Source organism: Brevundimonas naejangsanensis (assembly GCF_003627995.1).
Classification (GTDB): Bacteria; Pseudomonadota; Alphaproteobacteria; order Caulobacterales; family Caulobacteraceae; genus Brevundimonas; species Brevundimonas naejangsanensis_B.
The window spans coordinates 2,610,630-2,632,480 of the sequence record NZ_CP032707.1 but is presented as its reverse complement, the minus strand read 5'-3'; the positions used below and the strand labels follow the sequence as shown (position 1 = coordinate 2,632,480).

The following is a 21,851-nucleotide window of genomic DNA, read 5'->3' as shown; positions in this document are numbered from 1 at the left end:
CAGACCTGGCGCGCCCTGCAGGACTCGAACCTGCAACCGTCCGCTTAGAAGGCGGGTGCTCTATCCGGTTGAGCTAAGGGCGCCTTGGAAGGCAGTCGAACCTCAGTGGGTCCAGGACTGCTTGCGGTTGGTGGCGAAGTTGTCAGCGTAGGCCTTGATGATGACCGGCGCCTCGTTCGGCTCGTGCAGGCGGAAGGGGATGCCGTGGCGTTCGGCGTAGTCGACCGCTTCTTCCTTGCTTTCGAAGGTCAGGCGAACCTGGCCGTTCATGTCGCTCGAGCTGGTCCAGCCCATCAGCGGATCGATGGTGCGGGCCGAGGCGGGCTCGAACTCCAGGCGCCAGTCGCGCGCCTTGGCCTTGCCGGACTGCATCGCGGTCTTGGCCGGGCGATAGATGCGAGCGAGCATGGACGGAATCCTTCGGACGGGGAACTCGCGGGGTGCATACCCCGCCGCCGCCGTCCGGTCCAGACGCCGAGGGGCGTTCGACGTCCCCTCAGGCCGCCAGGTTCGAGGAACCGGCGTCGATCCAGCGCCGCGCCGCGCGCTGGGCCTCGGCGATCTCGTCGTGCTCCATCTCCAGGCTGAGGTCGCGGCGATAGGCCCGCGCCTCGACCGAGCCCCTCATGGCCGCCAGGTTGAAGATCATATGGGCCGACACCCGATCGATGGGGCATCCGTCCAGCCCGCTCGAATAGGCCAGTCCCAGGCGGAACAGGGCGTCGCCGTCCATGCCCGGCGTGGGCAGCGGCAGGGCCGGCGTGTCGTGCGCTTCCAGCGCGTGATCCAGCGGGGTCATCAGCAATCCTCCCTCGCGCGGTCGTTCTGACCCCGCTATCGGACGCCTATTCAAATATCGCTGGGTTGAAGTTAGCGTTAACGCGCCGTCTGGCCGAACAGCACCTTGCGCGCCGCCTCGGCCGCCGCGCCCGAAGCGCTCAGGTCGGCGCGCAGTTCGGCGCCCAGGGCGCGGCCCTTCTGCACCGCCGGGCGTTCGCCGACCCGTTTCACCCAATCGGCCACATGCGGGAAGTGCGACAGATCCTGCCCTTGGGCCTGGGGCAGGATCCAGGGCCAGATGGCCATGTCGGCGATGGAATAGTCGCCCGCCACATAGGGCCGGTCGGCCAGCCGCCGGTCCAGGACGCCGTAGAGGCGGTTGGTCTCCCGGGTGTAGCGCTGCACCCCATAGGCGAGGTGACGCTGATCCTTGGTCATGGCGGGGGCGTATTGGCGGAAGTGATGGGTCTGGCCCGCCATCGGCCCCAGGCCGCCGACCTGCCAGAACAGCCACTGGTCGACCTCGACCCGGCCGCGTTCGTCGGCGGGATAGAAGCGCCCGGACTTGCGTCCCAGATATTGCAGGATGGCGCCGGATTCGAAGATGGACAGCGGCGCCCGGCCGGGGCCGTCCGGGTCGACGATGGCGGGCATGCGGCCGTTGGGGCTGATCGCCTGGAAGGCCGGGACGAACTGCTCGCCCGCCCCGATGTTCACGGGCCGCAGCACATAGGGCAGGCCCATCTCCTCCAGCGCGATCGAGATTTTCCAGCCGTTCGGCGTGGGCCAGTACCAGAGCTCGATCGGAGCGGTCATGACGTCCTCCAGTCGCGGCGACAACGGCTTATCTGAGCACGCCCCGCCGCGCGCGCAAGCTGACAGATCGGTTCAGCGACGGTTCATTCAGCGGGGACGAGGGTGGATCTCAGACAGGGATTTCGTCTCTTGGATGGAGTTTGCAAGATGAACCGCCTGACCAAGGCCGCCGTCGTCGCCCTCGCCATGGCGACCACGGCCGCCCCCATGCTGGCCCAGGCGCAGGATCGCGGTGATCGCCGCGAGTGGCGCCAGGATCGCCGCGACGACCGTCGTGAGTGGCGGGAAAGCCGCCGTGAATGGCGCCAGGACCGCCGCGACGACCGTCGCGAATGGCGTCAGGATCAGCGCCGCTATGAACGCTGGAGCCGTGAAAACCGCGACTGGTGGCGTCACCGTCCCGAGTATCGCGACTATCGCGGCGCCCGGAACGGCTACTGGTACGCGCCGAACTACGGCTATTACCGGGTCGAGCCGCGCTACTACGGCTACCGCTGGCGCACGGGGGCCTATCTGCCGCCGGCCTACCGCTCCTATTACGTCGACGACCCCTACTTCTACGGCCTGAGGCCCGCGCCGCGCGGCTATCGCTACGTCTATGCGGGCAATGACATCCTGCTGATCGCCGTCGCCACCGGCCTGATCGCCAGCGTGCTCAGCGACATCTATTAAGAAGCTTCGTCCAGAGGTTTCGCCTCGCCCCGCAAGACGCTGTCTTGCGGGGTTTCTTTTATGACCTCGCTCTGCGATCGTCGTTCAGCCGCAGTTCATGGCCAGAGGCTCATTTGTACGTTCAAGCCGCCCGATCCGGGCGTGCGAGGATCAAGACCATGAAACGTTCTCTCCTCATGTTCGCGGCGGCCGCCAGCTTCCTCGTGCCCGCCGCGGCGCCCCTGGCCGTTCTGGCCCAGGACCAGCCCCAGGCGCAGGAAGACGGCCCGCGCCGCGGGGAACGCCGAGGCCAGCCGCAGCGCGAGCGCGGCGACATGGCCGTCAGCCCGCGCCAGCGCCAGGAAGAGCCGCGCATGGAGCGACGTCCCGAGCGCTCAGAAGCCCGCCCCGCCGAGCAGGATCAGCGGCCGCAGCGCCCCGACTGGAACCGCCCGGACCGCCCCGACGCCCAGCGCCCCGATCGTCCGGGACGGCCCGAACAGGCCGAACGGCCGAACAGGCCCGACCGCCCGGATCGGCCGCCCGAGGCGGCCCGGCCCGACCGTCCTGCCCGCACCGATCAATCGCGGCCTGACCGGCCTGATCGGCCGGACTGGAACCGCCCCGGACGTCCTGACAGCGTTCGTCCTGACGGCCGTCCTGACGGCGCTCGGCCCGGCGCCGGCCGCCCTGATCGCCCCGACTGGAACCGACCGGATCGCCCCGGCGCCCAGCGCCCCGATCAGCGGCCCAACCGCCCTGGCCGTCCGGACCGGCCCAACCAGTGGAACGGCGATCGCGACTATCGCGACTTCCACAACCGCTGGAACCGCGACCAGTGGCGCCGCGACTGGAACCAACGTCATCGCAATGACTGGTGGCGCAACGACCGGCGCTTCCGGGGCTGGAACGGCGTGCGGCTCGGCTTCTACTTCGCGCCGGGCTACGGCTACTACAGCGTCCCGCGCAGCTACTGGAACCGCCAATGGTACGTCGGCCAGTACCTGCCGGACATCTTCTGGCGCTATCGGGTCGAGGACTGGCGGACCTACGGTCTGGGCTATCCGCCTCCGGGCACGCGATGGGTCTATGTCGACAACTCGATCTATCTGATCGACGACTACGACGGCTACATCATCGAGGTGATCCGCGACGCCTGGTACTGGTAGGCGCAGACAGATCGCAAAGAAGAGGCCCCGGAGATTGCTCTCCGGGGCCTTTTTTGTGGCTGCGGTCAGAAGGCCCCGCCTTCTCGACCCGACGCAGCCCGGCCATTCACGCGCATCCTGTCGCTCAAGCAGCGAGCGACCGCGTCGCGAGCGTTAGCGACCAGCCGGGGGTTTGGGGGCCGCAGCCCCCAAGAACAAACCTTAAATCAAAGCCCCAGCTTGGCCTTCAGGATGTCGTTCACCGCGGCCGGGTTGGCCTTGCCGCCGGTGGCCTTCATGACCTGGCCGACGAACCAGCCGATGGCCTGGGGCTTCTCGGCGACGGCGGCGGCCTTGTCCGGGTTGGCGGCGATGATCTCGTCCACCGCCTTCTCGATGGCGCCGGTGTCCGTGACCTGTTTCAGGCCGTGCTTCTCGACCACCTCGGCGGGCGAGCCTTCGCCGTTCCAGACGTAGTCGAAGACTTCCTTGGCGATCTTGGACGAGATGACGTTCGTCTCGATCAGCTCGACCAACTGGGCCACATGGGCGGCGGGCAGCGGGTTGTCGCTGAAATCCCTGCCATCAGCGGCCAGACGGGCCGAAACCTCGTTCGTCACCCAGTTGGACACCAGCTTGGCGTCGCGACCCTTGGCAGCGGCCTCGAAATAGTCGGCCTTGGCCTGTTCCGAGATCAGCACGCCGGCGTCGTATTGCGACAGGCCGTACTCGCTCATGAAGCGGCGGCGCTTGTCGTCGGGCAGTTCGGGCAGACTGGCCTTGATCTCGTCGATCCAGGCCTGTTCCAACACCAGCGGCAGCAGGTCGGGGTCCGGGAAGTAGCGATAGTCCTGCGCCTCTTCCTTGGAGCGCATGGAACGGGTCTCGCCCTTCACCGCGTCGAACAAACGGGTTTCCTGGGTAATCGAACCGCCGTCCTCCAGGATCTCGATCTGGCGGCGCGCCTCATACTGGATCGCCTGAGAAATGAAGCGGAAGCTGTTGACGTTCTTGATCTCGCAGCGCGTCCCCAGGAAGCTGAAGTCGCCCGTTTCCTTGAACTTGTCGTAGTTCCCGGCGCGGCAGACCGACACGTTCACGTCGGCGCGGAGATTGCCCTTCTCCATGTCGCCGTCGCAGGTGCCGAGGTAGATCAGGATGGTCCTGATCTTCTTGACGTAGGCGACCGCCTCTTCCGGCGTGCGGATGTCGGGGCGCGAGACGATCTCCATCAACGCCGTGCCCGCCCGGTTCAGGTCGACGTAGGATTCCGTCGGCGACAGGTCGTGGATCAGCTTGCCCGCGTCCTGTTCCAGATGCAGACGCTCGATGCCGACGTTGAAGAAGCTGCCGTCCTCGGCCTCCACCTCGACCACGCCCTCACCCACGATGGGGTGATACAGCTGGCTGATCTGATAGCCGGTCGGCAGGTCGGGATAGAAGTAGTTCTTGCGGTCGAACTGGCTCTTCAGGTTGATCTGGGCGCGCAGACCCAGGCCCGACTTCACCGCCTGCTCGACGCAGTATTTGTTCAGGGTCGGCAGCATGCCGGGGAAGCCGGCGTCGATCAGCGACACCTGCTCGTTCGGCCCGGCGCCGAAGCCGACCGCCGCGCCCGAGAACAGCTTGGCGTTCGAGGCGACCTGGGCGTGGATCTCCAGACCCATGACGATTTCCCAAGCACCCGTGCGGCCTTGGATCAGTTTGGAGTTCTCAGTCATGCTCACCACCAACGGTCCGGCTTGGCGACGAAGCCCGCCGCGTCTTCGAGGGCGCCCGCGACCTGGAAGACGGTCGCTTCATCCAGGGCCTTGCCGATGACCTGAAGGCCCAGCGGCAGGCCGTCGGCGCTGAGGCCGGCGGGGACAGAGATGCCCGGCAGGCCGGCCAGGTTGGTCGTCACCGTGAAGACGTCGTTCAGATACATGGTCAGGGGGTCGATCTGCTTGTCGCCGATGGCGAAGGCGGCCGACGGGGTGGACGGCGTCAGGATGGCGTCCACCTGGCCCCAGACGTTGTCGAAGTCCTGGGCGATGCGGCGACGCACCTTCAGCGCCTTGACGTAGTAGGCGTCATAGAAGCCCGCCGACAACACATAGGCGCCGATGGTCAGGCGGCGCTGGACCTCCTTGCCGAAGCCCTCGGCGCGCGAGGTCGCATAAAGGTCGTCCAGCGAAGTGAACTCTTCGGCGCGATGGCCGAAGCGCATGCCGTCATAGCGCGCCAGGTTCGACGACGCCTCGGCCGGGGCCACGATGTAGTAGGTCGGCAGGGCGTATTTGGTGTGCGGCAGGCTGATCTCGACGATCTCGCAGCCGGCGGCCTTCAGCCACTCGACACCCTGCTCCCACAGCTTCTGGATCTCGGCGGGCATGCCGTCGAGGACGTATTCCTTGGGCACGCCGATGCGCAGGCCCTTGACCGACTGGCCGACCGACTGGGTCCAGTCGGGGGTCGGGACGTCGAGGCTGGTCGAGTCCTTGGCGTCGAACGAGCACATGGAGTTCAGCAGCAGGGCCGAATCCTTGACCGTCTTGGCGATCGGCCCCGCCTGGTCCAAGGAGCTGGCGAAGGCCACCATGCCGTAGCGGCTGGCGCGGCCGTAGGTCGGCTTGATGCCCACGGTGCCGGTGAAGGCGGCGGGCTGGCGGATCGAGCCGCCGGTGTCCGAGGCGGTCGCGGCCAGGCAAAGGTCCGCCGCCACGGCCGAGGCCGAACCGCCGGACGAGCCGCCCGGCGTCAGGTCGGCGTTCGAGCCCCTGGACTTCCACGGGTTCTTCACCGGGCCGAAGGCCGAGGTCTCGTTGGACGAGCCCATGGCGAACTCGTCCATGTTCAGCTTGCCCAGCATGACCGCTCCGTCGCGCCACAGATTGGCGGTGACGGTCGATTCATACGGCGGGACGAAGCCGCGCAGCATGTTGGAGGCGGCGGTCGTCTGCACGCCCTCGGTGCAGAACAGGTCCTTGATGCCCAGCGGCGCGCCTTCCAGCGCCCCGCCCTCGCCCTTGGCCAGTTTGGCGTCGGACGCGCGCGCCTGTTCCAGCGCCTTGTCCGCCGTCACCTCGATATAGGCGTTTAGCGTCGGGTTGGAGGCCTCGATGTTCGACAGGAAGGCCTGGGTCAGTTCCTCGGACGAGAAGGTCTTGGCCTTCAGGCCGTCGACGGCGTCCGTCAGCGTCAGTTTGGTCAGATCGGTCATGACTTACTCCACGACCTTGGGCACGACGAAGAAGCCGTCGGCGGACTTGGGTGCATTGGACAGGACGTCGGCGACCTTGTTCCCGTCGGTGACGACGTCGTCGCGCAGGCGCAGCGGCTGGGACACGTTGGAGGTCATCGGCTCGACGCCCTGCACGTCCACCTCGTCCAGCTGTTCGATCCACTTCAGGATGCCGTTCAGCTCCTGGGCCAGCGGCTCCAGGCGATCCTCGGGGGTCTTGATGCGGGCGAGATGCGCAACCTTGCGCACCGTCGCGGCGTCGATGGCCATGCGGCCCTCCAAAGCATGAGAGTCTAAGGGGGCGGGATTAGCGTTTCGACGCCGCTTCGACAAGGATTTGGGCGCAGGGGGACAGCCGGCTCGGCCATTGCGGCCAAACGCCCCCTGTCGCAGGCGCGGACGGCGCCTAAATATGGGACTCCGACCACAGGAGACGCCGCCATGAAGATCACCGGCCCCCAAGCCCGCGCCGCCCGCGCCCTGGTGCAATGGCCGCGCGAGCATGTGGCCCGTCTGGCCGGCCTGACGCTCGAAGCCCTGGCGAGCTTCGAGCGCGAGAACATCGACCCCGGAGAGGAGGCGCGCAGCCGTCTGCAAGCCGCGCTGGAAGAAGGCGGCGCCGTGTTCCTGAGCGAGGACGACGGCGGCCTAGGCGTGCGGCTGAAGTTCACGCGCAAGGAGGTCCGTTCCATCCGCCGCCTGGAAAATGAAGGCGGGCCGGTCGGGGATGACGACATCTGAGCCCTCCTCTCCCGCTCATCCCGGCGGACGCCGGAATCCAGTGCTTTCGCGGCAAACGTACCCGCGCAGCGTCGCGCGCGATGCTCTTACTGGACCCCGGCGTCCGCCGGGATGAGCGGTAGTAAAGGTCGCGCGCTTTGACACGCGCCGCCGCAGGCCCTAACGCCCGGCTGTGCCTGTCTTCGATCTCTTCGACCTGTCCGCCGCCTGCCCGCCCAACACCCCTTGGCTGGGTCTGGATCTGGGCGAGAACACCATCGGCGTCGCCGCCTCCGACGCCGGGCGCATCATCGCCAGCCCGCTGGAGCTGATCCGCAAGACCAAATTCACCCAGGACGCCGAGCGCCTGTTCAAGATCATGGACGGACGCAAGGTCTCGGCCCTGATCATCGGCCTGCCGCTGAACATGGACGGGACAGAGGGGCCGCGTGCCCAGTCGTGCCGCGCCTTCGCCCGCAACCTGGAGCGGTTCCGGCCGGTCAACGTGGCCTTTCAGGACGAGCGGCTGTCGACCACGGCGGTCGAGCGTTTCCTGATCGACGAGCTGGACCTGACCCGCAAGCGCCGCGCCGACGTGGTGGACCGCACCGCCGCCGCCTGGATCCTGCAAGGCGCGCTGGACCGGCTGCGCCCCTGAGATGGCGGCCATTCTCGCGGGCGTCCTGCCGGTCTTCCTGCTGCTGGCGCTCGGCTATGGCCTGAAGAAATCAGACTATCTGCCCGACGCCGCCTGGCGGCCCATCGAGAAGCTGGCCATCAATGTCCTCTATCCCGGCTTCCTGATCCCGGCGATCTGGAACGCTGACCTGTCGGGATCGGCCGCGGGCGCGGCGGGCGCCGCCGCCGTCACCGTATCCATCATCATCTCGACCCTGACCCTGCTGTCCAAGCCCCTGCTGCCCCTCAGCGGCCCGGCCTACACCAGCGTGTTTCAGGGCATGATCCGCTGGAACAGCTTTGTTTTCCTGCCCGTCGTTCAGGCCACCTTCGGGCCGGAAGGCGTGGGCCTAGCCGCCGTGGTCATCGCCGCCATGATCCCGGTCAGCAACATTCTGAGCGTCGTCGTCCTGGCCAAATGGGGCGCGGACCAGCGCGGCGCCTCGCCCAAGGCCCTGTTCCGGGCGATGATGTCCAACCCCATCCTGCTGGCCTGTCTGCTGGGGCTGGCGCTGAACTTTTCGGGCGCGCCCAAGCCGCCGGGCGTGGCCGAGACGCTGCAACTGCTGGGATCAGCCGCCCTGCCGCTGGGCCTGATCGTGGCGGGCGCAGGCCTCAGCTTCCGCGAACTGGCGCGCACGCGGGTGACGGTCAGCGTCGTGGTCGTGGTCAAGATGATCGTGACGCCCCTGGCCATGTGGCAGTTGGCGCGCCTCTACGGCGGCGATGAGACAGCGCAGGGAATCGCCCTGCTGTGCGGTTCGGCGCCCGGCGCGGCCTCGGCCTATGTGCTGGCGCGACAGATGGGCGGGGACGCGCCGCTGATGGCCGGGATCATCGCGGCGACCACGGTATTCTCGGTGATCGGCATCCCGATGGCCCTGCTGCTATTCCATCTGGCCTGAGTCCCGCCTATAGCGGCGTCTCGATGACCCAAGCCGCTCCCGTCACCGAACTCATCCAGGAACGGCTTACGCCGTTCCCCCGCGATCACTTCCTGGCCGCAGGCGATCTGAACCCGCCCGCGGCTCTGGCGCTGCTGGACCTGGCCGACGCCTTCGTCGACTTCAACCGACAATCGGCCAAGGGCGTCGACCTGATGCGCGGTCAGACGGTCGTGAACCTGTTCTTCGAGAACTCGACGCGGACCAGCTCCTCTTTCGAGATCGCGGCCAAGCGTCTGGGCGCCGACGTGGTGACCATGCCGGTCGCCTCGTCCTCGGTGAAGAAGGGCGAGACCCTGATCGACACCGCCGTGACGCTGAACGCCATGAAGCCGGAGATTCTGGTCGTGCGCCATGCGTCTTCCGGCGCGGTGGACCTGCTGTCGCAGAAGGTGGGCTGCGCCGTCGTCAACGCGGGCGACGGAAGGCATGAACACCCGACGCAGGCCCTGCTGGACCTGCTGTCCATCCGCCGCGCCTTTGGCGATGTGGGCGGGCTGACGGTCGCCATCTGCGGCGACATCGCCCACAGCCGCGTGGCGCGCTCGAACGTCGCCCTGCTGCAGATGATGGGCGCGCGGGTGCGGTTGATCGGACCGCCGACGCTGGTGCCCGGCGACGCCGACCGCTGGGGCTGCGAGGTCTTCCACGACATGAAGGAGGGTCTGGCCGGTTGCGATGTCGTAATGATGTTGCGCCTTCAGCTGGAGCGGATGGCGGGCGCTCTGATCCCTTCGACGCGCGAGTATTTCCGCTTCTGGGGTCTGGACCGCGAGAAGCTGGCCTGGGCTGCGCCGAACGCCAAGGTCATGCACCCCGGCCCGATGAACCGGGGCGTGGAGATCGATTCCGACGTAGCCGACGATCTGAGCGTCTCCCTGATCCAGGATCAGGTCGAGATGGGCGTCGCCGCCCGCATGGCCGTTCTGGCCGCCCTCGCCCACCGCCGCGCGGGAGGCGCCGCATGACCGCCGCTCAACCTATCGCCCCCAAGGCTCTGGCCATTGTCAACGCCCGCCTGCTGGACCCGGCCAGCGACTATGACGGCCCCGGCGCGGTCCTGATCGCGAACGGCCGCATCGTCGAGGTCATCCACGGCCAGGCCACCCAACGCCCTGAGGGCGTGCAGATCATAGACGCCGAGGGCCGCTGCCTGGCGCCCGGCCTGATCGACATTCGGGTCAAGACCGGCGAGCCGGGCAATGAACCCAAGGAGACGTTGAAGTCGGCCAGCCTGTCGGCGGCGGCGGGCGGCGTCACCACTATCGTCGTCCAGCCCGACACCGATCCGGCCATCGACGACCCGGCGATGATCGACCACATCCAGCGGCGCGGTGCCGCCCTCGATCTGGTCCACGTCCGCGCGGCGGGCGCGGCCACGCAAGCCCGCGACGGCGAGCGCATGGCCGAGATCGGCCTGATGCACGAGGCGGGCGCCCTTTATTTCACCGACGGCGACCGGGTGATCCGCAACACCCGCACCCTGCAACGGGTCATGAGCTACGCCGCTTCGTTCAACGCCCTTATCGCCTGCCGCCCGACCGAGCCGTGGCTGTCGGAAGGCGCGGTGGCGACCTCGGGCGAACTGGCGACCCGGCTGGGCCTGTCGGGCGCGCCCGCCATCGCCGAGCGCATCCAGCTGGAGCGCGATCTGGCCCTGGTCGAGCAGACCGGCGCGCGCTTCCTGATCGACCAGATCTCGACCGAGGGCGCGCTGGAGACGCTGGCCCGCGCTCGGGCGCGCGGGCTGGAGGTCGCGGCCTCGGCCTCGATCAATCACCTGTGCTTCAACGAAATCGACATCGGCGACTACCGCACCTTCTACCGGCTGGACCCGCCCTTACGCGCCGAGAGCGACCGGCAGGCCCTGGTCGAGGCGGTGCGCGACGGCCTGATCGACGTCATCACCTCGGCCCACTGTCCCGAACCGGCCGAGAACAAGCGCCGCCCGTTCGCCGAGGCCCAGCCGGGCGCAGTGGGTCTTGAGACCCTGCTGCCCGCCGCCCTGACGCTGCACCACGAATACGGCGTCGACCTGCTGGACGTGCTGCGGCCGATGACGCAGGGGCCCGCAGCCCTGCTGGGGCTGGAGGCTGGTGAGCTGTCGCAAGGGGCGCCCGCCGATCTGGTGCTGTTCGACGCGGGGGCGCCGGTGGTGATCGACGCCGCGACGCTTCGCTCCAAATCGAAGAATTCGCCCTTTGATGGGCGGCGACTGCAAGGGAAGGTCTTGCTCACCGTCGTTTCGGGCCGCATCGTCCACGACGCACGTTAAGGGGAGCGAATCACTTGCAGGATCTGGCGGGGCCGGCGCTCCTTACGCTCGGGCTTGTGGCTATTGGCGGATACCTGCTGGGCTCCATTCCCTTCGGCGTCATCCTGACCCGCGCGGCGGGCGCGGGCGACGTGCGCAACATCGGTTCGGGCAACATCGGCGCGACCAACGTCCTGCGCACCGGGCGCAAGGACTTGGCTATCGCCACCCTGATCCTGGATGCGGGCAAGGGCGCGGTCGCCCTGCTGATCGCGCGGCATCTGTTCGGGTCCGAGGCCGTGGGCGCCATCGCCGGCGGCGCGGCCTTCCTGGGCCACCTCTTCCCCGTCTGGCTGGGCTTCAAGGGCGGCAAGGGGGTGGCGACCTTTTTCGGCCTGATCCTGGCCGCCTGCTGGCCGCTGGGCCTGCTGGCGGCGGCGACCTGGCTGATCATGGCCTTCGCCCTGCGCTACTCCTCGCTGTCGGCCCTGGCGGCGGCGGCGCTGACGCCGCTCTACGCCCTGCTGCCCCTGCCCGCGCTAGGCCTGCCTGCGCCCGCGCCCATCCTGGTCCTCGCGGTCTTCACCGCCGTGCTGATCTTCATCCGCCACCATGAGAACATCGGCCGCCTGCTCAAAGGCGCCGAGCCCAAGATCGGGGCCAAGAAGGCGTGACGCCGCTGTCGGAAGCCGAGCGTTTCGCCCGCCTCCGGCTCGCCCGGACCGACCGCGTCGGCCCCGTGGCCTTTTCCCAGTTGCTCCAGCGGTACGGTTCAGCCAAGCGCGCGCTGGACGCCCTGCCCGATCTGATCCGCAATCGGGGACGCACCGGCTACGCCATACCTGCGCCCGACGCCGTCGAGGCCGAGCTTGAGGCGGGCGCCCGCATCGGCGCGCAACTGATCCTGTGGAGCGAGGCCGCCTATCCCGAAGCCCTCGCCGCCGTCGATCCGCCGCCGCCTTTGCTGTGGACCCTTGGCGACCCGACGCTGATGCAGCGGTCCTGCATGGCCATCGTCGGCGCGCGCATCGCCTCGGCCGGGGGCCAGCGGATCGCGCGCGGACTGGCGCAACAATTGGGTGAAAGCGGTCACGTCGTCGTCTCGGGCCTCGCGCGCGGGGTCGATGCGGCGGCGCACCTTGGCGCTCTGGACACCGGCACGGTCGCCGTTCTGGGCGGCGGCGTGGACAACATCTATCCGTCCGACAACGCCGACCTGTATCGCCAGATCGCCGAGCGCGGCTGCATCGTTTCCGAAAGCCCTGTCGGCGCGCGGGCCCAGGCGCGCGACTTCCCGCGCCGCAACCGCATCATCTCGGGCCTGTCGCGGGGCGTGGTGGTGGTCGAGGCGGAAATCCGCTCCGGCTCCCTGATCACCGCGCGGCTGGCGGCCGAACAAGGTCGCGACGTCTTCGCCGTGCCCGGCTCGCCCCTGGACCCGCGCTCCAAGGGGCCGAACGAATTGCTGCGGCAAGGCGCGATCCTGTGCGAAGGGATCGAGGATATCGAGCGCGCCTTCGCTTCCTTGAGAACCCTGCGCGAGCCGTCCGCTGATTCGCCGTTCGACCCCGGCCAACCGGATCAGATCGACGACGCCCTGCTGGACCGGGTCGAGGCTCTGCTGTCGCCGACGCCCATCGCCCGCGACGAACTGGCGCGCGCCGCGCGCCTGTCGATCGCGGAAACCGCCGCCGCCCTGCTGGAGCTGCACCTCGCAGGGCGCGCGACCTTGCTGCCGGGCGGCCTGGCCGCCAGCTAGGCGGACGCCGTGCGGCGCGCCAAATCCGCTGCGCTTTCCAGGAGGCCCGCCAGGCGCTCGTCGCCGTCCCATCGGGCCATTCCGGCCAGTTCCATCGCCATGGCCGCCACATATTCGCGGATCGGATAATCCACCGGATCGAGGCTCGCCGTCTCCCTGCGCCGCGGCGCTGACTTTTCCATGGTCAACCCTCCCGAGAACGCATGAGAGAAGCACAACCTAGAGTGTTTTGTAAACTCGCGTTACGCCTATTGGTTGCTCATATAAAATGCGCCGATTGACTTCCGCGCCCGCCGCAACCACGTTCGCGCCCCCTTTTCCCCGATAGAGCGCCATGAATCTCGTCATCGTCGAGAGCCCCGCCAAGGCCAAGACCATCAACAAATACCTGGGCTCGGACTATAAGGTTCTGGCTTCCTACGGCCACGTCCGCGACCTGCCGTCGAAGGACGGATCGGTCTTGCCCGACGATGACTTCGCCATGCACTGGGAGGTGGACGCCAAGGCCTCCAAGCGCCTGTCCGAGATCGCCGAGGCCGCCAAGGCCGCCGACCGCGTCATCCTGGCCACCGACCCCGACCGCGAGGGCGAGGCGATCAGCTGGCACGTGCTTGAGGTCCTGAACAAGAAGAAGGCGCTGAAGGACACCGAGGTGCAGCGCGTCACCTTCAACGCCATCACCAAGTCGGCGGTGCTGGAGGCCATGGCCAACCCGCGCCAGCTGGATATGGAGCTGGTCGACGCCTATCTGGCGCGCCGGGCGCTGGACTATCTGGTGGGCTTCAACCTTTCGCCGGTGCTGTGGCGCAAGCTGCCGGGCGCCCGTTCGGCGGGCCGGGTGCAGTCGGTCGCCCTGCGCATCGTCGTCGACCGCGAGATGGAGATCGAGCGGTTCAAGGCCCAGGAATACTGGTCGGTCGAGGCTGACCTGATCGCCGACAGCCCGCCTTTCACCGCCCGCCTGGTCAAGCATGACGGCAAGCGCGTCCAGCGCCTGGACATCGTGTCCGAGGCCATGGCCATGGCTGCGCGCGAGGCCGTCCACAGCGGCGACTTCACCATCAAGTCGGTCGAGAAGAAGCCGGCCAAGCGGTCCCCCGCTCCGCCCTTCACCACCTCGACCCTCCAGCAGGAGGCCGCGCGCAAGCTGGGCTTCACCGCCCAGCGCACCATGCAGGCGGCGCAGAAGCTGTATGAGGGCGTCGACGACACCGGCGGCCTGATCACCTATATGCGTACCGACGGCGTCTATGTGACGCCCGAAGGCATCGCCCAGGCGCGCGAGGCCATCGGCCGGCGCTTCGGCCCGGCCTATGTCCCGGCCGAGCCGCGCTACTACAAGACCAAGGCCAAGAACGCCCAGGAAGCGCACGAAGCCATCCGTCCGACCAATATCCTGCGCAGCCCCGACACCCTGCGGCTCGATAGCGACCTGCAGCGGCTCTATGAGCTGATCTGGAAGCGGATGATCGCCTCGCAGATGGAATCGGCGCGCCTGGACCGCACCACGGTCGAGATCGAGACGCCGGACGGCCAGACCGGCCTGCGCGCCACCGGCCAGGTCGTGGCCTTCGACGGCTTCATCGCCGCCTACGAGGAAGGCCGGGACGAGAAGCAGAAGGGCGCCGAGGAAGACGAGGACGAAGGCGGCCGCCTGCCCGCGCTGAAGGAAGGCGCCAAGGCCAAGGTCGAGGCGATCCGCACCGACCAGCACTTCACCGAGCCGCCGCCGCGCTTCTCGGAAGCCACCCTGGTCAAGAAGCTGGAAGAGCTGGGCATCGGCCGTCCGTCGACCTACGCCTCCATCCTGACGACCCTGCGCGACCGCGAATACGTCCGCATGGACAAGAACCGCTTCTATCCCGAGGACAAGGGCCGGCTGGTCACGGCCTTCCTGGAGCAGTTCTTCGCCAAGTGGGTCGAGTACGACTTCACCGCCGCGCTGGAGACCCAGCTGGACGAGGTTTCGGCGGGCGACCTGGACTGGAAGACCCTGCTGCGCCGCTTCTGGCAGGATTTCCACGCCGCGACCCAGGCCGCGGGCGAACTGCGCACCACGGCCATCCTGGATCACCTGAACGAGGCGCTCGGCGCGCACATCTTCCCGGACAAGGGCGACGGCTCCGATCCGCGCGAATGCCCGGTCTGCCATCAGGGGCAGCTGAGCCTGAAGACCAGCCGTTTCGGCGCCTTCATCGGCTGCTCCCGCTATCCGGAGTGCAAATACACCCGCGCCGTGGCCTCGCCCGACGCGGCGGACGGCGGCGCCGAGAGCGGCGATCGCGAACTCGGCGTCGATCCGGCGACCGGCCAGCCCGTGCACCTCAAGATCGGCCGCTTCGGTCCTTATGTCGAAACCACGCCGCCGGACGCGGACAAGCCCAAGCGCTCGTCCCTGCCCAAGGGCTGGTCCCCGGCCTCGATCGATCTGGAGAAGGCGCTGCGCCTGCTCAGCCTGCCGCGCGACGTGGGTCCGCACCCCGAAGACGGCAAGATGATCACGGCGGGCCTGGGCCGTTACGGCCCGTTCGTGGCCCACGCTGGCACCTACGCCAACGTGGCGGACATCGACGAGGTGTTCGACGTCGGCCTGAACCGCGCCGTGGCCCTGCTGGCCGAGAAGCGTGCGGGCCGTGCGGGCCGCGCCTCGGCCGCCGCGCCGCTGAAGGAGCTGGGCGCCCACCCGGAAACGGGCGAGGCCGTGCAGGTCATGGCCGGCCGCTACGGCCCCTACGTCAAGTCGGGCAAGATCAACGCCACCTTGCCCAAGGGCACGGCGCCCGAGGACATGACGATGGAGGCGGCCCTGCCCCTGCTGGCGGCCAAGGCCGGCGCCGCGCCGAAGAAGAAGGCGCCCGCCAAGAAGGCTGCAGCGAAGAAGGAGCCCGCGGCGAAGAAGGAGCCTGCGGCCAAGAAACCGGCTGCAAAGAAGGCCCCGGCAAAGAAGACGACCAAGGCCAAGGCGGCCGAATAAGGCTGAAAGCCCTCCCCCTCGATGGGGGAGGGTTGGGCGGGGGTGAAGGCAGGCCCCTTCCAATGAGGCCGCCGGAGACGCCGACGCGTCTCATGCGTCTGACCTTCACCGTCGCGCACGCACCCCCATCCCTGCCCTTCCCCCATCGAGGGGGAAGGGAGCGCAGGGCGGATTTACGAGCCTACCGCCCCGCCACCAGTTCGTTGCGGACGCGGCGGCCCAGGGGGTCGCGGCCCGGCCAGGTCTCGCCCACGCTGGCCTCGACCAGAGGGGTGCAGAAGCGCGACAGGATCATGCGCGGCTGGATGTTGTTCAGGCAGATCTTGTCGCCCTCGCGCGCCCAGCGCGCCGTCAGCCGCCGACCGTCCCAGAACTGGGCGCGATAGTCGCCGTCGCGGTCGAACCAGTGCTTGACCCAGTGGCCGTCGGGATAGTGAGAGACGATGGTGTTGCCGAAGGCGGCCTGCATGGCCTCAGCGCCGCCGGGCCCGGACGCCCAGGCGGCGCCAGGCGCGATCAAGGCCAGCGCTATCAGTACGGCAGCGCGCATGCGGCGTCCCTCTCCCAATCCTTTGCGCGGACAATACAGAGCCGAATGTCCTTGCCAAGCGGTCGGTTCCGAACGGAAATACTTGACTGAGGCGTAGGGCCTTCCATATACCGCCGCAGGCTCGGGACAGGACTGGCGATGCGCGCCGCCCGCTCGCCCAAGAGGGGCGGTTCCGTAAGGCCGAAGACGTTTAGGCGTTTATCCTCCGTCCCTTCAGGACTGCATGACTGATTTTTCCAAGCTGGGCCTTTCGCCCACGACCCTGCAGGCGGTCGCCGATACCGGCTACACGACCGCCACCCCGATCCAGGAACAGGCCATCCCGGTGGCCCTGGCCGGACGCGATGTCCTCGGCATCGCCCAGACCGGCACCGGCAAGACGGCCGCCTTCACCCTGCCCATGGTCGACCGCCTGGCCTCGGGCCGCGCCCGCGCCCGGATGCCGCGCGCCGTGGTGCTGGCCCCGACCCGCGAACTGGCCGACCAGGTGGCCGAGAGCTTCGCCAAATACGCCAAGGGCACCAAGCTCAACTGGGTTCTGCTGATCGGCGGCGTCTCCATGGGCGACCAGGTCGCCGCCCTGAACAAGGGCGTGGACGTGCTGATCGCCACCCCGGGCCGCCTGCTGGACCTGTTCGATCGCGGCAAGATGCTGCTGACCGGGGTCGAGCTGATGGTGGTCGATGAGGCCGACCGGATGCTGGACATGGGCTTCATCCCGGACATCGAGCGCATCTTCAAGCTGACGCCGCCGCGTCGCCAGACCCTGTTCTTCTCGGCCACCATGCCGCCGGAGATCACGCGCCTGACGCAGCAGTTCCTCAAGGATCCGACCCGGATCGAGGTGGCGCGCCCGGCCACGACCGCCGACACCATCACCCAGCACATCACCCGTCTGCCGACCTCGGACCCCAAGGCCAAGCGCACCGCCCTGCGCGCCCTGGTCGAGCGCGGCGACGTTCAGAACGGCATCGTCTTCTGCAACCGCAAGTCGGAAGTCGACATCGTCGCCAAGTCGCTGCAGGTCCACGGCTTCAACGCCGCGCCGATCCACGGCGACCTGGACCAGTCCCTGCGGATGAAGACCCTGGCCGACTTCCGCAGCGGCGAACTGAAGCTGCTGGTGGCCTCCGACGTCGCCGCGCGCGGCCTGGACATCCCGGCCGTCAGCCACGTCTTCAACTATGACGTCCCGCACCACGCCGACGACTACGTCCACCGCATCGGCCGCACCGGCCGCGCCGGGCGCTTGGGCGAGGCCTTCATGATCGTGACGCCCGCCGACGACAAGTCGTTGGACAAGGTGCTGAAGCTGATCAAGAAAGAGCCGGTCGAACTGCCGCTGGACGACATCGACTTCTCCTCGATCAAGGACCGCCCGCGCGAGGACAGCCGTTCGGGTCGGGGCCGGGGGCGCGGTGAACGCAGCGAACGCAGCCGTTCGCGCAAGCCCGTCGAAGCTGCGCCGCAAGAAGCCGTCGCCGAAATCGAGACTGTTGTCGCCCCTGCGACCGAACCCGTCCCGGCCAAGCCTGACGAAGCCAAGCGCCGTTCGCGCAGCCGCAAGAAGGCGGAGGACCGTCCTTCCGTCGCCTCCCCGGCGATCCCGACCTCGTCGTCCAAACCGGCCGCCGAGATTCGCGGCAGCGCCTTCGGTGACGATGTGCCCGCCTTTCTCCGTCGGCCGGTCGTTTTCACCGATTGACGAGCAGTTCTTGATTTAACTCTGCGTTACGGAAGGCCGGGCTAGGATCCCGGCCTGAACTTCCCAGGGGCGATTCAAGGCATGGCCAGTCAGGTCGAAACCACGGTCCGCAGTCCGGAAGCCTATTCCTTGGCCCATCGGGTGGTGGACGCCATGCAGGAGGCCGCTGTTTGGCCGACCCCACTGAATTTCGAGCTTTGGCTGCACTATCTGAGCGCGCCTGACAGCCCTCTGAGCCAGGAAATGGCCCGCCTGCTCGCCAGCGGCGCTCCCTTCACGGAATCGACGGCCGAAATGCTAGCCGCCGAGTTCCTGCCCCGCAGCCGCCTCTCCGAAGAGATTCGCGACGCCGGCGCCGTGCTGAACCGCGAACTGGCGGCGGTCGCGTCGGCCATCGACAAGGCGCGCGAGAGCCAGGCCAACTACGGAGACACCCTGGCCGAGGCGGCCGATCGCATGGCCGCGGCCCCGGATTCCGCCAGCCTGGGCGTCATCGTCTCCTCGCTCAGCGACGCCACGCGGCGGATACGCCGGCATACCTCGGCGCTGGAGCGCCGGCTGGAATCCTCCAACCGCGAGGTCGTCAAGCTGCGCGATCACCTGGAGCAGGTCCGACGCGACGCCATGACCGACGCCCTGACCAACCTCGCCAATCGCAAGGCCTTTGACGAGCAGCTGCTGCGCATGTGCGACCAGGCCGAGACCGAGGGTTCGCCCATCGGGCTGGCGCTGATCGACATCGACCATTTCAAGCGCTTCAACGACACCTGGGGCCACCAGACGGGCGATCAGGTGCTGCGTTATGTCGCCAGCGTCCTGGCTCGGATCGCGCGCACGCCGCGCGTCGCCGCCCGCTATGGCGGCGAAGAGTTCGCCGTCATCTTTCCCGGCGAGACGTCGGGCGCCGTCGAGGCCGCCCTGAACGCCATTCGCGAAGAGATTGGATCGCGCGCCCTGCGCCGTCGCTCGACCAACGACGACCTGGGCGCGGTCACGATCTCGGTCGGCTTCGCCCAGCGTCGCCCGGGCGAGACGGCGATCCAGGTGCTGGAACGCGCCGACGAGGCGCTCTACGCCTCCAAGCGCGGCGGCCGAAACCAAGTCACCAACGCCGACACCGCCGCGCCGGCCGCCGCCTGATCCTGAGCCAGGCGCGCGGCCGCCCGGCGAACGCTCAGGCCGCCGGGATCACCGCGCCCTCATATTTCGAGGCGATGAAGTCCTTGATCGCCTGGCTGCGCAGGGCCGTCGCCAGGGCCTGAACGCGCGGGTCGTTCTGATTGTCCGGGCGGGCCACCAGATAGTTCACATAGGGGCTGTCGGCGCCTTCCAGCTGAAGGGCGTCCGTCTTCGGCTTCAGCCCGGCGTCGAGGGCGTAGTTGGTGTTGATCACCGCTGCGTCGACCTGGGGCAGGATGCGCGGGATTGTGGCGGCCTCGACTTCCTGGAACTTCAGCCCCTTGGGGTTGGTGGCGATGTCGCGCACCGTCTGCAGCGGATTCTGCGGGTCCTTGAGGGTGATCAGGCCCGCCGCCTGGAGCAGCAGCAGGGCGCGGCCGGTGTTGGAGGCGTCGTTGGGCAGCACGACCTGGGCGCCGTTCGGCAGGTCGGCCAGCGCCTTGTGCTTGCGCGAATAGAGGCCCAGCGGCTCGACATGGATGCCCGCGACCGTGACCAGGGTCGTGCCGCGCGCGGTGTTGAACTCGTCCAGATAGGGCTTGGTCTGGAAGTAGTTCACGTCCAGCCGTTTTTCAGCCAGTTGCACGTTCGGCTGAACGTAGTCGTTGAAGACCTTGATCTCGATCGGCACGCCCTCGGCGGCCAGGATGGGCTTCACCTGCTCCAGAATCTCGGCGTGTGGCACGGCGGTGGCGCCGACCAGCAACGGCGCGCCTTCGCCCCCGGCCTTCTTGCCCGCGCCCTGGCCGCAGGCGGCAAGCGTCAGGACAGCGACGGCGGACAGCAGCAGCGAACGGCGGATCATGGGGCGGGCTCTCAGGAAATCAGCGGTGCGAGACCTTAGCGACCAGACGGTCGCCGATCATCTGCAGAATTTGTACGAGGATCAGCAGCAGAACTACGGTCACCACCATGACGTCGGTCTGGAACCGCTGATAGCCGAAGCGGATGGCCAGGTCGCCCAGACCGCCCGCCCCCACCACGCCCGCCATGGCGGTGTAGCTGACCAAGGCGATGGCCGTGACGGTCGCGCCGGCGATGATGCCCGGCAGGGCTTCCGGCAACAGGGCGCGGGTGACGATCTGGAAGGTCGAACCGCCCATGGCCTGGGTCGCCTCGACCACGCCCTTGTCCACTTCGCGCAGAGCCGTCTCGACCAGCCGCGCGTAGAAGGGGGCGGCCCCCACGACCAGCGGCGGGATGGCCCCGGCGACGCCCAGCGAGGTGCCGACCAGCAGCACCGTCACCGGCAGCATGACGATCAGCAGGATGATGAAGGGCACCGAACGCAGCACATTGACCACGAAGGACAGCACGGCGTTCAGCACCGGATTGGCCGCCAGTCGCCCCTTGCCCGACAGATACAGCAGCACGCCCAGCGGCACGCCCAGGATCACCGTCAGCGCCAGCGATCCGCCCAGCATCAGCAGGGTGTCGATCGTCGCCTTGCCGATATCGGCCCAGTCCACATTGGCGAACATCAGACCGCCTCCACCACGACGCCGCGCGCGGCCAGTTGCGCCAGAGCCGCCTCGGCGTCGCCGCCGGTGAAGGCCACCGTCATCTGGCCATAGGGCTCGCCCCGAATACGGCTGATCCGGCCCGACAGAATCGAATAGTCCACGCCCGCCGTGCGCGCGACGCGGCTCAGTTCCGGCTCATAGGTGGAGGGGCCGCGGAAGGTCAGGCGAGCCATGCGCGCCCCGGCGGGCGCGACCGAGGCGTCGATCCCCTCCTCGCCCTCGGCCAGCATGGCGCGGGTCACAGCGTGCTGCGGGTGCAGGAAAACGTCAGCCGTCGCGCCCTGCTCCACGATCTTTCCGTCCTTCAGCACCGCCACCCGATCACAGACGCGGCGCACCACCTCCATCTGGTGGGTGATCAGGACGATGGTCAGGCCCAGATCGCGGTTCAGCCCGTCCAGCAGGTTCAAAATGTCTTCGGTCGTTTCGGGGTCCAGAGCGCTGGTCGCCTCGTCACACAACAAGACGCTGGGGCCGCAGGCCAGGGCGCGGGCGATGCCCACGCGCTGCTTCTGGCCGCCTGACAGCTGGGCCGGGTGCTTTTTCGCGTGGTCAGCCAGGCCAAGTTGAGCCAGCAGTTCCTTCACCCGCGCCTTCACCTCGGCCTCGGGCCGCCCTTCCAGACGCAGAGGGAAGGCGACGTTGTCCTCGATGGTCTTGGCGTTCAGCAGGTTGAAGTGCTGGAAGATCATGCCGATGCGGCGCCGTGCGGCGCGCAGGTCGGCGGCGTTGAGCGCGGTGATCTCCCGCCCATCGACGAAGACCTTGCCGGCGTCGGGCGTCTCCAGCCGGTTGATGGCGCGGATCAGGGTGGACTTGCCTGCCCCCGAACGCCCCACCACGCCGAACACCTCGCCGCGCGCGACGTGCAGATCGACGGCGTCCACCGCCGTGCGGTCGCCCGCCGCGCTGCGATAGCGCCGGGTCACGCCCTCCAATCGGATCAT

At 68.2% G+C, this 21,851-nt stretch carries 23 protein-coding genes and 1 tRNA gene; 12 read left to right on the top strand and 12 right to left on the bottom strand.

The genetic code is table 11. The features are described from left to right. Nucleotides 1-6: 6 nt before the first annotated feature. The 4 genes from D8I30_RS12415 to D8I30_RS12400 form a co-directional block, all read right to left on the bottom strand. A tRNA-Arg gene (locus tag D8I30_RS12415) sits at nucleotides 7-83 on the bottom strand. Nucleotides 84-102: 19 nt separating this feature from the next. After that, on the bottom strand, nucleotides 103-408 hold the full coding sequence (locus tag D8I30_RS12410) for an ETC complex I subunit (protein WP_121483021.1): 306 nt from the start codon (nucleotides 406-408) through the stop codon (nucleotides 103-105). 88 nt (nucleotides 409-496) lie between these two features. Then, on the bottom strand, nucleotides 497-799 hold the full coding sequence (locus tag D8I30_RS12405; protein ID WP_121483020.1) for a sel1 repeat family protein: 303 nt from the start codon (nucleotides 797-799) through the stop codon (nucleotides 497-499). Between the two features lie 77 nt (nucleotides 800-876). Beyond that, nucleotides 877-1,596 (bottom strand): glutathione S-transferase N-terminal domain-containing protein, encoded by a 720-nt coding sequence (locus D8I30_RS12400; protein WP_121483019.1) that lies wholly within the window; start codon nucleotides 1,594-1,596, stop codon nucleotides 877-879. Nucleotides 1,597-1,743: 147 nt separating this feature from the next. On the opposite strand from D8I30_RS12400, the gene D8I30_RS12395 reads away from it, so the two are divergent. Both D8I30_RS12395 and D8I30_RS14855 read left to right on the top strand, forming a co-directional pair. Further along, nucleotides 1,744-2,268, top strand: a complete 525-nt coding sequence (locus D8I30_RS12395; protein WP_121483018.1) for an RcnB family protein — start codon at nucleotides 1,744-1,746, stop codon at nucleotides 2,266-2,268. 158 nt (nucleotides 2,269-2,426) lie between these two features. After that, nucleotides 2,427-3,416, top strand: coding sequence for an RcnB family protein (locus D8I30_RS14855; protein ID WP_240387238.1), 990 nt, complete (start codon nucleotides 2,427-2,429; stop codon nucleotides 3,414-3,416). 206 nt (nucleotides 3,417-3,622) lie between these two features. Here D8I30_RS14855 and gatB read toward each other — a convergent pair whose 3' ends face one another. The 3 genes from gatB to gatC are packed head-to-tail and all read right to left on the bottom strand — an operon-like array spanning nucleotide 3,623 to nucleotide 6,888. Next, a complete protein-coding gene (gatB, locus tag D8I30_RS12385) occupies nucleotides 3,623-5,116 on the bottom strand; it encodes an Asp-tRNA(Asn)/Glu-tRNA(Gln) amidotransferase subunit GatB (RefSeq protein WP_121483527.1) in 1,494 nt (497 codons plus the stop codon). Nucleotides 5,117-5,118: 2 nt separating this feature from the next. Further along, the gene (gene gatA, locus D8I30_RS12380; RefSeq protein WP_121483017.1) at nucleotides 5,119-6,597 is read right to left on the bottom strand and encodes an Asp-tRNA(Asn)/Glu-tRNA(Gln) amidotransferase subunit GatA; all 1,479 of its coding nucleotides are present in this window, start codon (nucleotides 6,595-6,597) and stop codon (nucleotides 5,119-5,121) included. A 3-nt stretch (nucleotides 6,598-6,600) separates the two neighbouring features. Further along, nucleotides 6,601-6,888, bottom strand: coding sequence for an Asp-tRNA(Asn)/Glu-tRNA(Gln) amidotransferase subunit GatC (gatC, locus tag D8I30_RS12375; protein ID WP_121483016.1), 288 nt, complete (start codon nucleotides 6,886-6,888; stop codon nucleotides 6,601-6,603). Between the two features lie 171 nt (nucleotides 6,889-7,059). On the opposite strand from gatC, the gene D8I30_RS12370 reads away from it, so the two are divergent. From D8I30_RS12370 to dprA, 7 genes are all read left to right on the top strand, one after another. Then, nucleotides 7,060-7,359: a DNA-binding protein gene (locus tag D8I30_RS12370; protein WP_121483015.1), complete on the top strand. Its 300-nt coding sequence runs from the start codon at nucleotides 7,060-7,062 to the stop codon at nucleotides 7,357-7,359. A gap of 172 nt (nucleotides 7,360-7,531) precedes the next feature. Continuing rightward, nucleotides 7,532-7,996 (top strand): Holliday junction resolvase RuvX, encoded by a 465-nt coding sequence (ruvX, locus tag D8I30_RS12365; protein ID WP_121483014.1) that lies wholly within the window; start codon nucleotides 7,532-7,534, stop codon nucleotides 7,994-7,996. 1 nt (nucleotide 7,997) lies between these two features. Next, nucleotides 7,998-8,921: an AEC family transporter gene (locus D8I30_RS12360; protein WP_121483013.1), complete on the top strand. Its 924-nt coding sequence runs from the start codon at nucleotides 7,998-8,000 to the stop codon at nucleotides 8,919-8,921. 23 nt (nucleotides 8,922-8,944) lie between these two features. Further along, nucleotides 8,945-9,928, top strand: coding sequence for an aspartate carbamoyltransferase catalytic subunit (locus D8I30_RS12355; RefSeq protein ID WP_121483012.1), 984 nt, complete (start codon nucleotides 8,945-8,947; stop codon nucleotides 9,926-9,928). Next, nucleotides 9,925-11,235, top strand: a complete 1,311-nt coding sequence (gene pyrC, locus D8I30_RS12350) for a dihydroorotase (protein WP_121483011.1) — start codon at nucleotides 9,925-9,927, stop codon at nucleotides 11,233-11,235. Before D8I30_RS12355 ends, pyrC begins: the two co-directional genes overlap by 4 nt. 14 nt (nucleotides 11,236-11,249) lie before the next feature. Then, on the top strand, nucleotides 11,250-11,888 hold the full coding sequence (gene plsY, locus D8I30_RS12345; RefSeq protein ID WP_121483010.1) for a glycerol-3-phosphate 1-O-acyltransferase PlsY: 639 nt from the start codon (nucleotides 11,250-11,252) through the stop codon (nucleotides 11,886-11,888). Beyond that, complete coding sequence (dprA, locus tag D8I30_RS12340) at nucleotides 11,885-12,973, top strand: DNA-processing protein DprA (RefSeq protein ID WP_121483009.1); 1,089 nt, start codon at nucleotides 11,885-11,887, stop codon at nucleotides 12,971-12,973. The genes plsY and dprA overlap by 4 nt, the downstream gene beginning before the upstream one ends. Here dprA and D8I30_RS12335 read toward each other — a convergent pair. Continuing rightward, the gene (locus D8I30_RS12335) at nucleotides 12,970-13,155 is read right to left on the bottom strand and encodes a hypothetical protein (protein ID WP_121483008.1); all 186 of its coding nucleotides are present in this window, start codon (nucleotides 13,153-13,155) and stop codon (nucleotides 12,970-12,972) included. The two genes, dprA and D8I30_RS12335, sit on opposite strands and share 4 nt — an antisense overlap. Nucleotides 13,156-13,307: 152 nt before the next feature. On the opposite strand from D8I30_RS12335, the gene topA reads away from it, so the two are divergent. Then, entirely contained in the window at nucleotides 13,308-15,947 is a 2,640-nt protein-coding gene (gene topA, locus D8I30_RS12330; RefSeq protein WP_121483007.1) for a type I DNA topoisomerase, read from the top strand. A 181-nt stretch (nucleotides 15,948-16,128) separates the two neighbouring features. On the opposite strand, the gene D8I30_RS12325 is transcribed toward topA, so the two are convergent. Beyond that, nucleotides 16,129-16,497 carry a hypothetical protein gene (locus tag D8I30_RS12325; protein WP_121483006.1) on the bottom strand — a complete coding sequence of 123 codons (369 nt, stop codon included), beginning with the start codon at nucleotides 16,495-16,497 and terminating at the stop codon, nucleotides 16,129-16,131. Nucleotides 16,498-16,720: 223 nt separating this feature from the next. On the opposite strand from D8I30_RS12325, the gene D8I30_RS12320 reads away from it, so the two are divergent. Next, on the top strand, nucleotides 16,721-18,202 hold the full coding sequence (locus D8I30_RS12320; protein WP_121483005.1) for a DEAD/DEAH box helicase: 1,482 nt from the start codon (nucleotides 16,721-16,723) through the stop codon (nucleotides 18,200-18,202). An 81-nt stretch (nucleotides 18,203-18,283) separates the two neighbouring features. Further along, entirely contained in the window at nucleotides 18,284-19,342 is a 1,059-nt protein-coding gene (locus tag D8I30_RS12315) for a GGDEF domain-containing protein (protein WP_121483004.1), read from the top strand. Between the two features lie 34 nt (nucleotides 19,343-19,376). Here D8I30_RS12315 and D8I30_RS12310 read toward each other — a convergent pair whose 3' ends face one another. From D8I30_RS12310 to D8I30_RS12300, 3 genes are read right to left on the bottom strand one after another with little or no spacing between them, the layout of a single operon-like run. Continuing rightward, nucleotides 19,377-20,186 (bottom strand): MetQ/NlpA family ABC transporter substrate-binding protein, encoded by an 810-nt coding sequence (locus tag D8I30_RS12310; protein ID WP_121483003.1) that lies wholly within the window; start codon nucleotides 20,184-20,186, stop codon nucleotides 19,377-19,379. Nucleotides 20,187-20,205: 19 nt separating this feature from the next. Beyond that, nucleotides 20,206-20,862, bottom strand: a complete 657-nt coding sequence (locus tag D8I30_RS12305) for a methionine ABC transporter permease (RefSeq protein ID WP_121483002.1) — start codon at nucleotides 20,860-20,862, stop codon at nucleotides 20,206-20,208. Then, nucleotides 20,862-21,851 carry a methionine ABC transporter ATP-binding protein gene (locus tag D8I30_RS12300; protein WP_121483001.1) on the bottom strand — a complete coding sequence of 330 codons (990 nt, stop codon included), beginning with the start codon at nucleotides 21,849-21,851 and terminating at the stop codon, nucleotides 20,862-20,864. The genes D8I30_RS12305 and D8I30_RS12300 overlap by 1 nt, the downstream gene beginning before the upstream one ends.

Coding starts and splice junctions, on each gene's coding strand:
- D8I30_RS14855 (WP_240387238.1), top strand. CDS start 2,427: ATGAAACGTTCTCTCCTCATGTTCGCGGCGGCCGCCAGCTTCCTCGTG.
- D8I30_RS12310 (WP_121483003.1), bottom strand. CDS start 20,186: ATGATCCGCCGTTCGCTGCTGCTGTCCGCCGTCGCTGTCCTGACGCTT.
- D8I30_RS12335 (WP_121483008.1), bottom strand. CDS start 13,155: ATGGAAAAGTCAGCGCCGCGGCGCAGGGAGACGGCGAGCCTCGATCCG.
- gatB (WP_121483527.1), bottom strand. CDS start 5,116: ATGACTGAGAACTCCAAACTGATCCAAGGCCGCACGGGTGCTTGGGAA.
- pyrC (WP_121483011.1), top strand. CDS start 9,925: ATGACCGCCGCTCAACCTATCGCCCCCAAGGCTCTGGCCATTGTCAAC.
- D8I30_RS12395 (WP_121483018.1), top strand. CDS start 1,744: ATGAACCGCCTGACCAAGGCCGCCGTCGTCGCCCTCGCCATGGCGACC.
- D8I30_RS12400 (WP_121483019.1), bottom strand. CDS start 1,596: ATGACCGCTCCGATCGAGCTCTGGTACTGGCCCACGCCGAACGGCTGG.
- D8I30_RS12320 (WP_121483005.1), top strand. CDS start 16,721: ATGACTGATTTTTCCAAGCTGGGCCTTTCGCCCACGACCCTGCAGGCG.
- D8I30_RS12300 (WP_121483001.1), bottom strand. CDS start 21,851: ATGATCCGATTGGAGGGCGTGACCCGGCGCTATCGCAGCGCGGCGGGC.
- D8I30_RS12305 (WP_121483002.1), bottom strand. CDS start 20,862: ATGTTCGCCAATGTGGACTGGGCCGATATCGGCAAGGCGACGATCGAC.
- D8I30_RS12410 (WP_121483021.1), bottom strand. CDS start 408: ATGCTCGCTCGCATCTATCGCCCGGCCAAGACCGCGATGCAGTCCGGC.
- D8I30_RS12355 (WP_121483012.1), top strand. CDS start 8,945: ATGACCCAAGCCGCTCCCGTCACCGAACTCATCCAGGAACGGCTTACG.
- D8I30_RS12360 (WP_121483013.1), top strand. CDS start 7,998: ATGGCGGCCATTCTCGCGGGCGTCCTGCCGGTCTTCCTGCTGCTGGCG.
- gatC (WP_121483016.1), bottom strand. CDS start 6,888: ATGGCCATCGACGCCGCGACGGTGCGCAAGGTTGCGCATCTCGCCCGC.
- gatA (WP_121483017.1), bottom strand. CDS start 6,597: ATGACCGATCTGACCAAACTGACGCTGACGGACGCCGTCGACGGCCTG.
- topA (WP_121483007.1), top strand. CDS start 13,308: ATGAATCTCGTCATCGTCGAGAGCCCCGCCAAGGCCAAGACCATCAAC.
- D8I30_RS12370 (WP_121483015.1), top strand. CDS start 7,060: ATGAAGATCACCGGCCCCCAAGCCCGCGCCGCCCGCGCCCTGGTGCAA.
- D8I30_RS12325 (WP_121483006.1), bottom strand. CDS start 16,497: ATGCGCGCTGCCGTACTGATAGCGCTGGCCTTGATCGCGCCTGGCGCC.
- D8I30_RS12315 (WP_121483004.1), top strand. CDS start 18,284: ATGGCCAGTCAGGTCGAAACCACGGTCCGCAGTCCGGAAGCCTATTCC.
- D8I30_RS12405 (WP_121483020.1), bottom strand. CDS start 799: ATGACCCCGCTGGATCACGCGCTGGAAGCGCACGACACGCCGGCCCTG.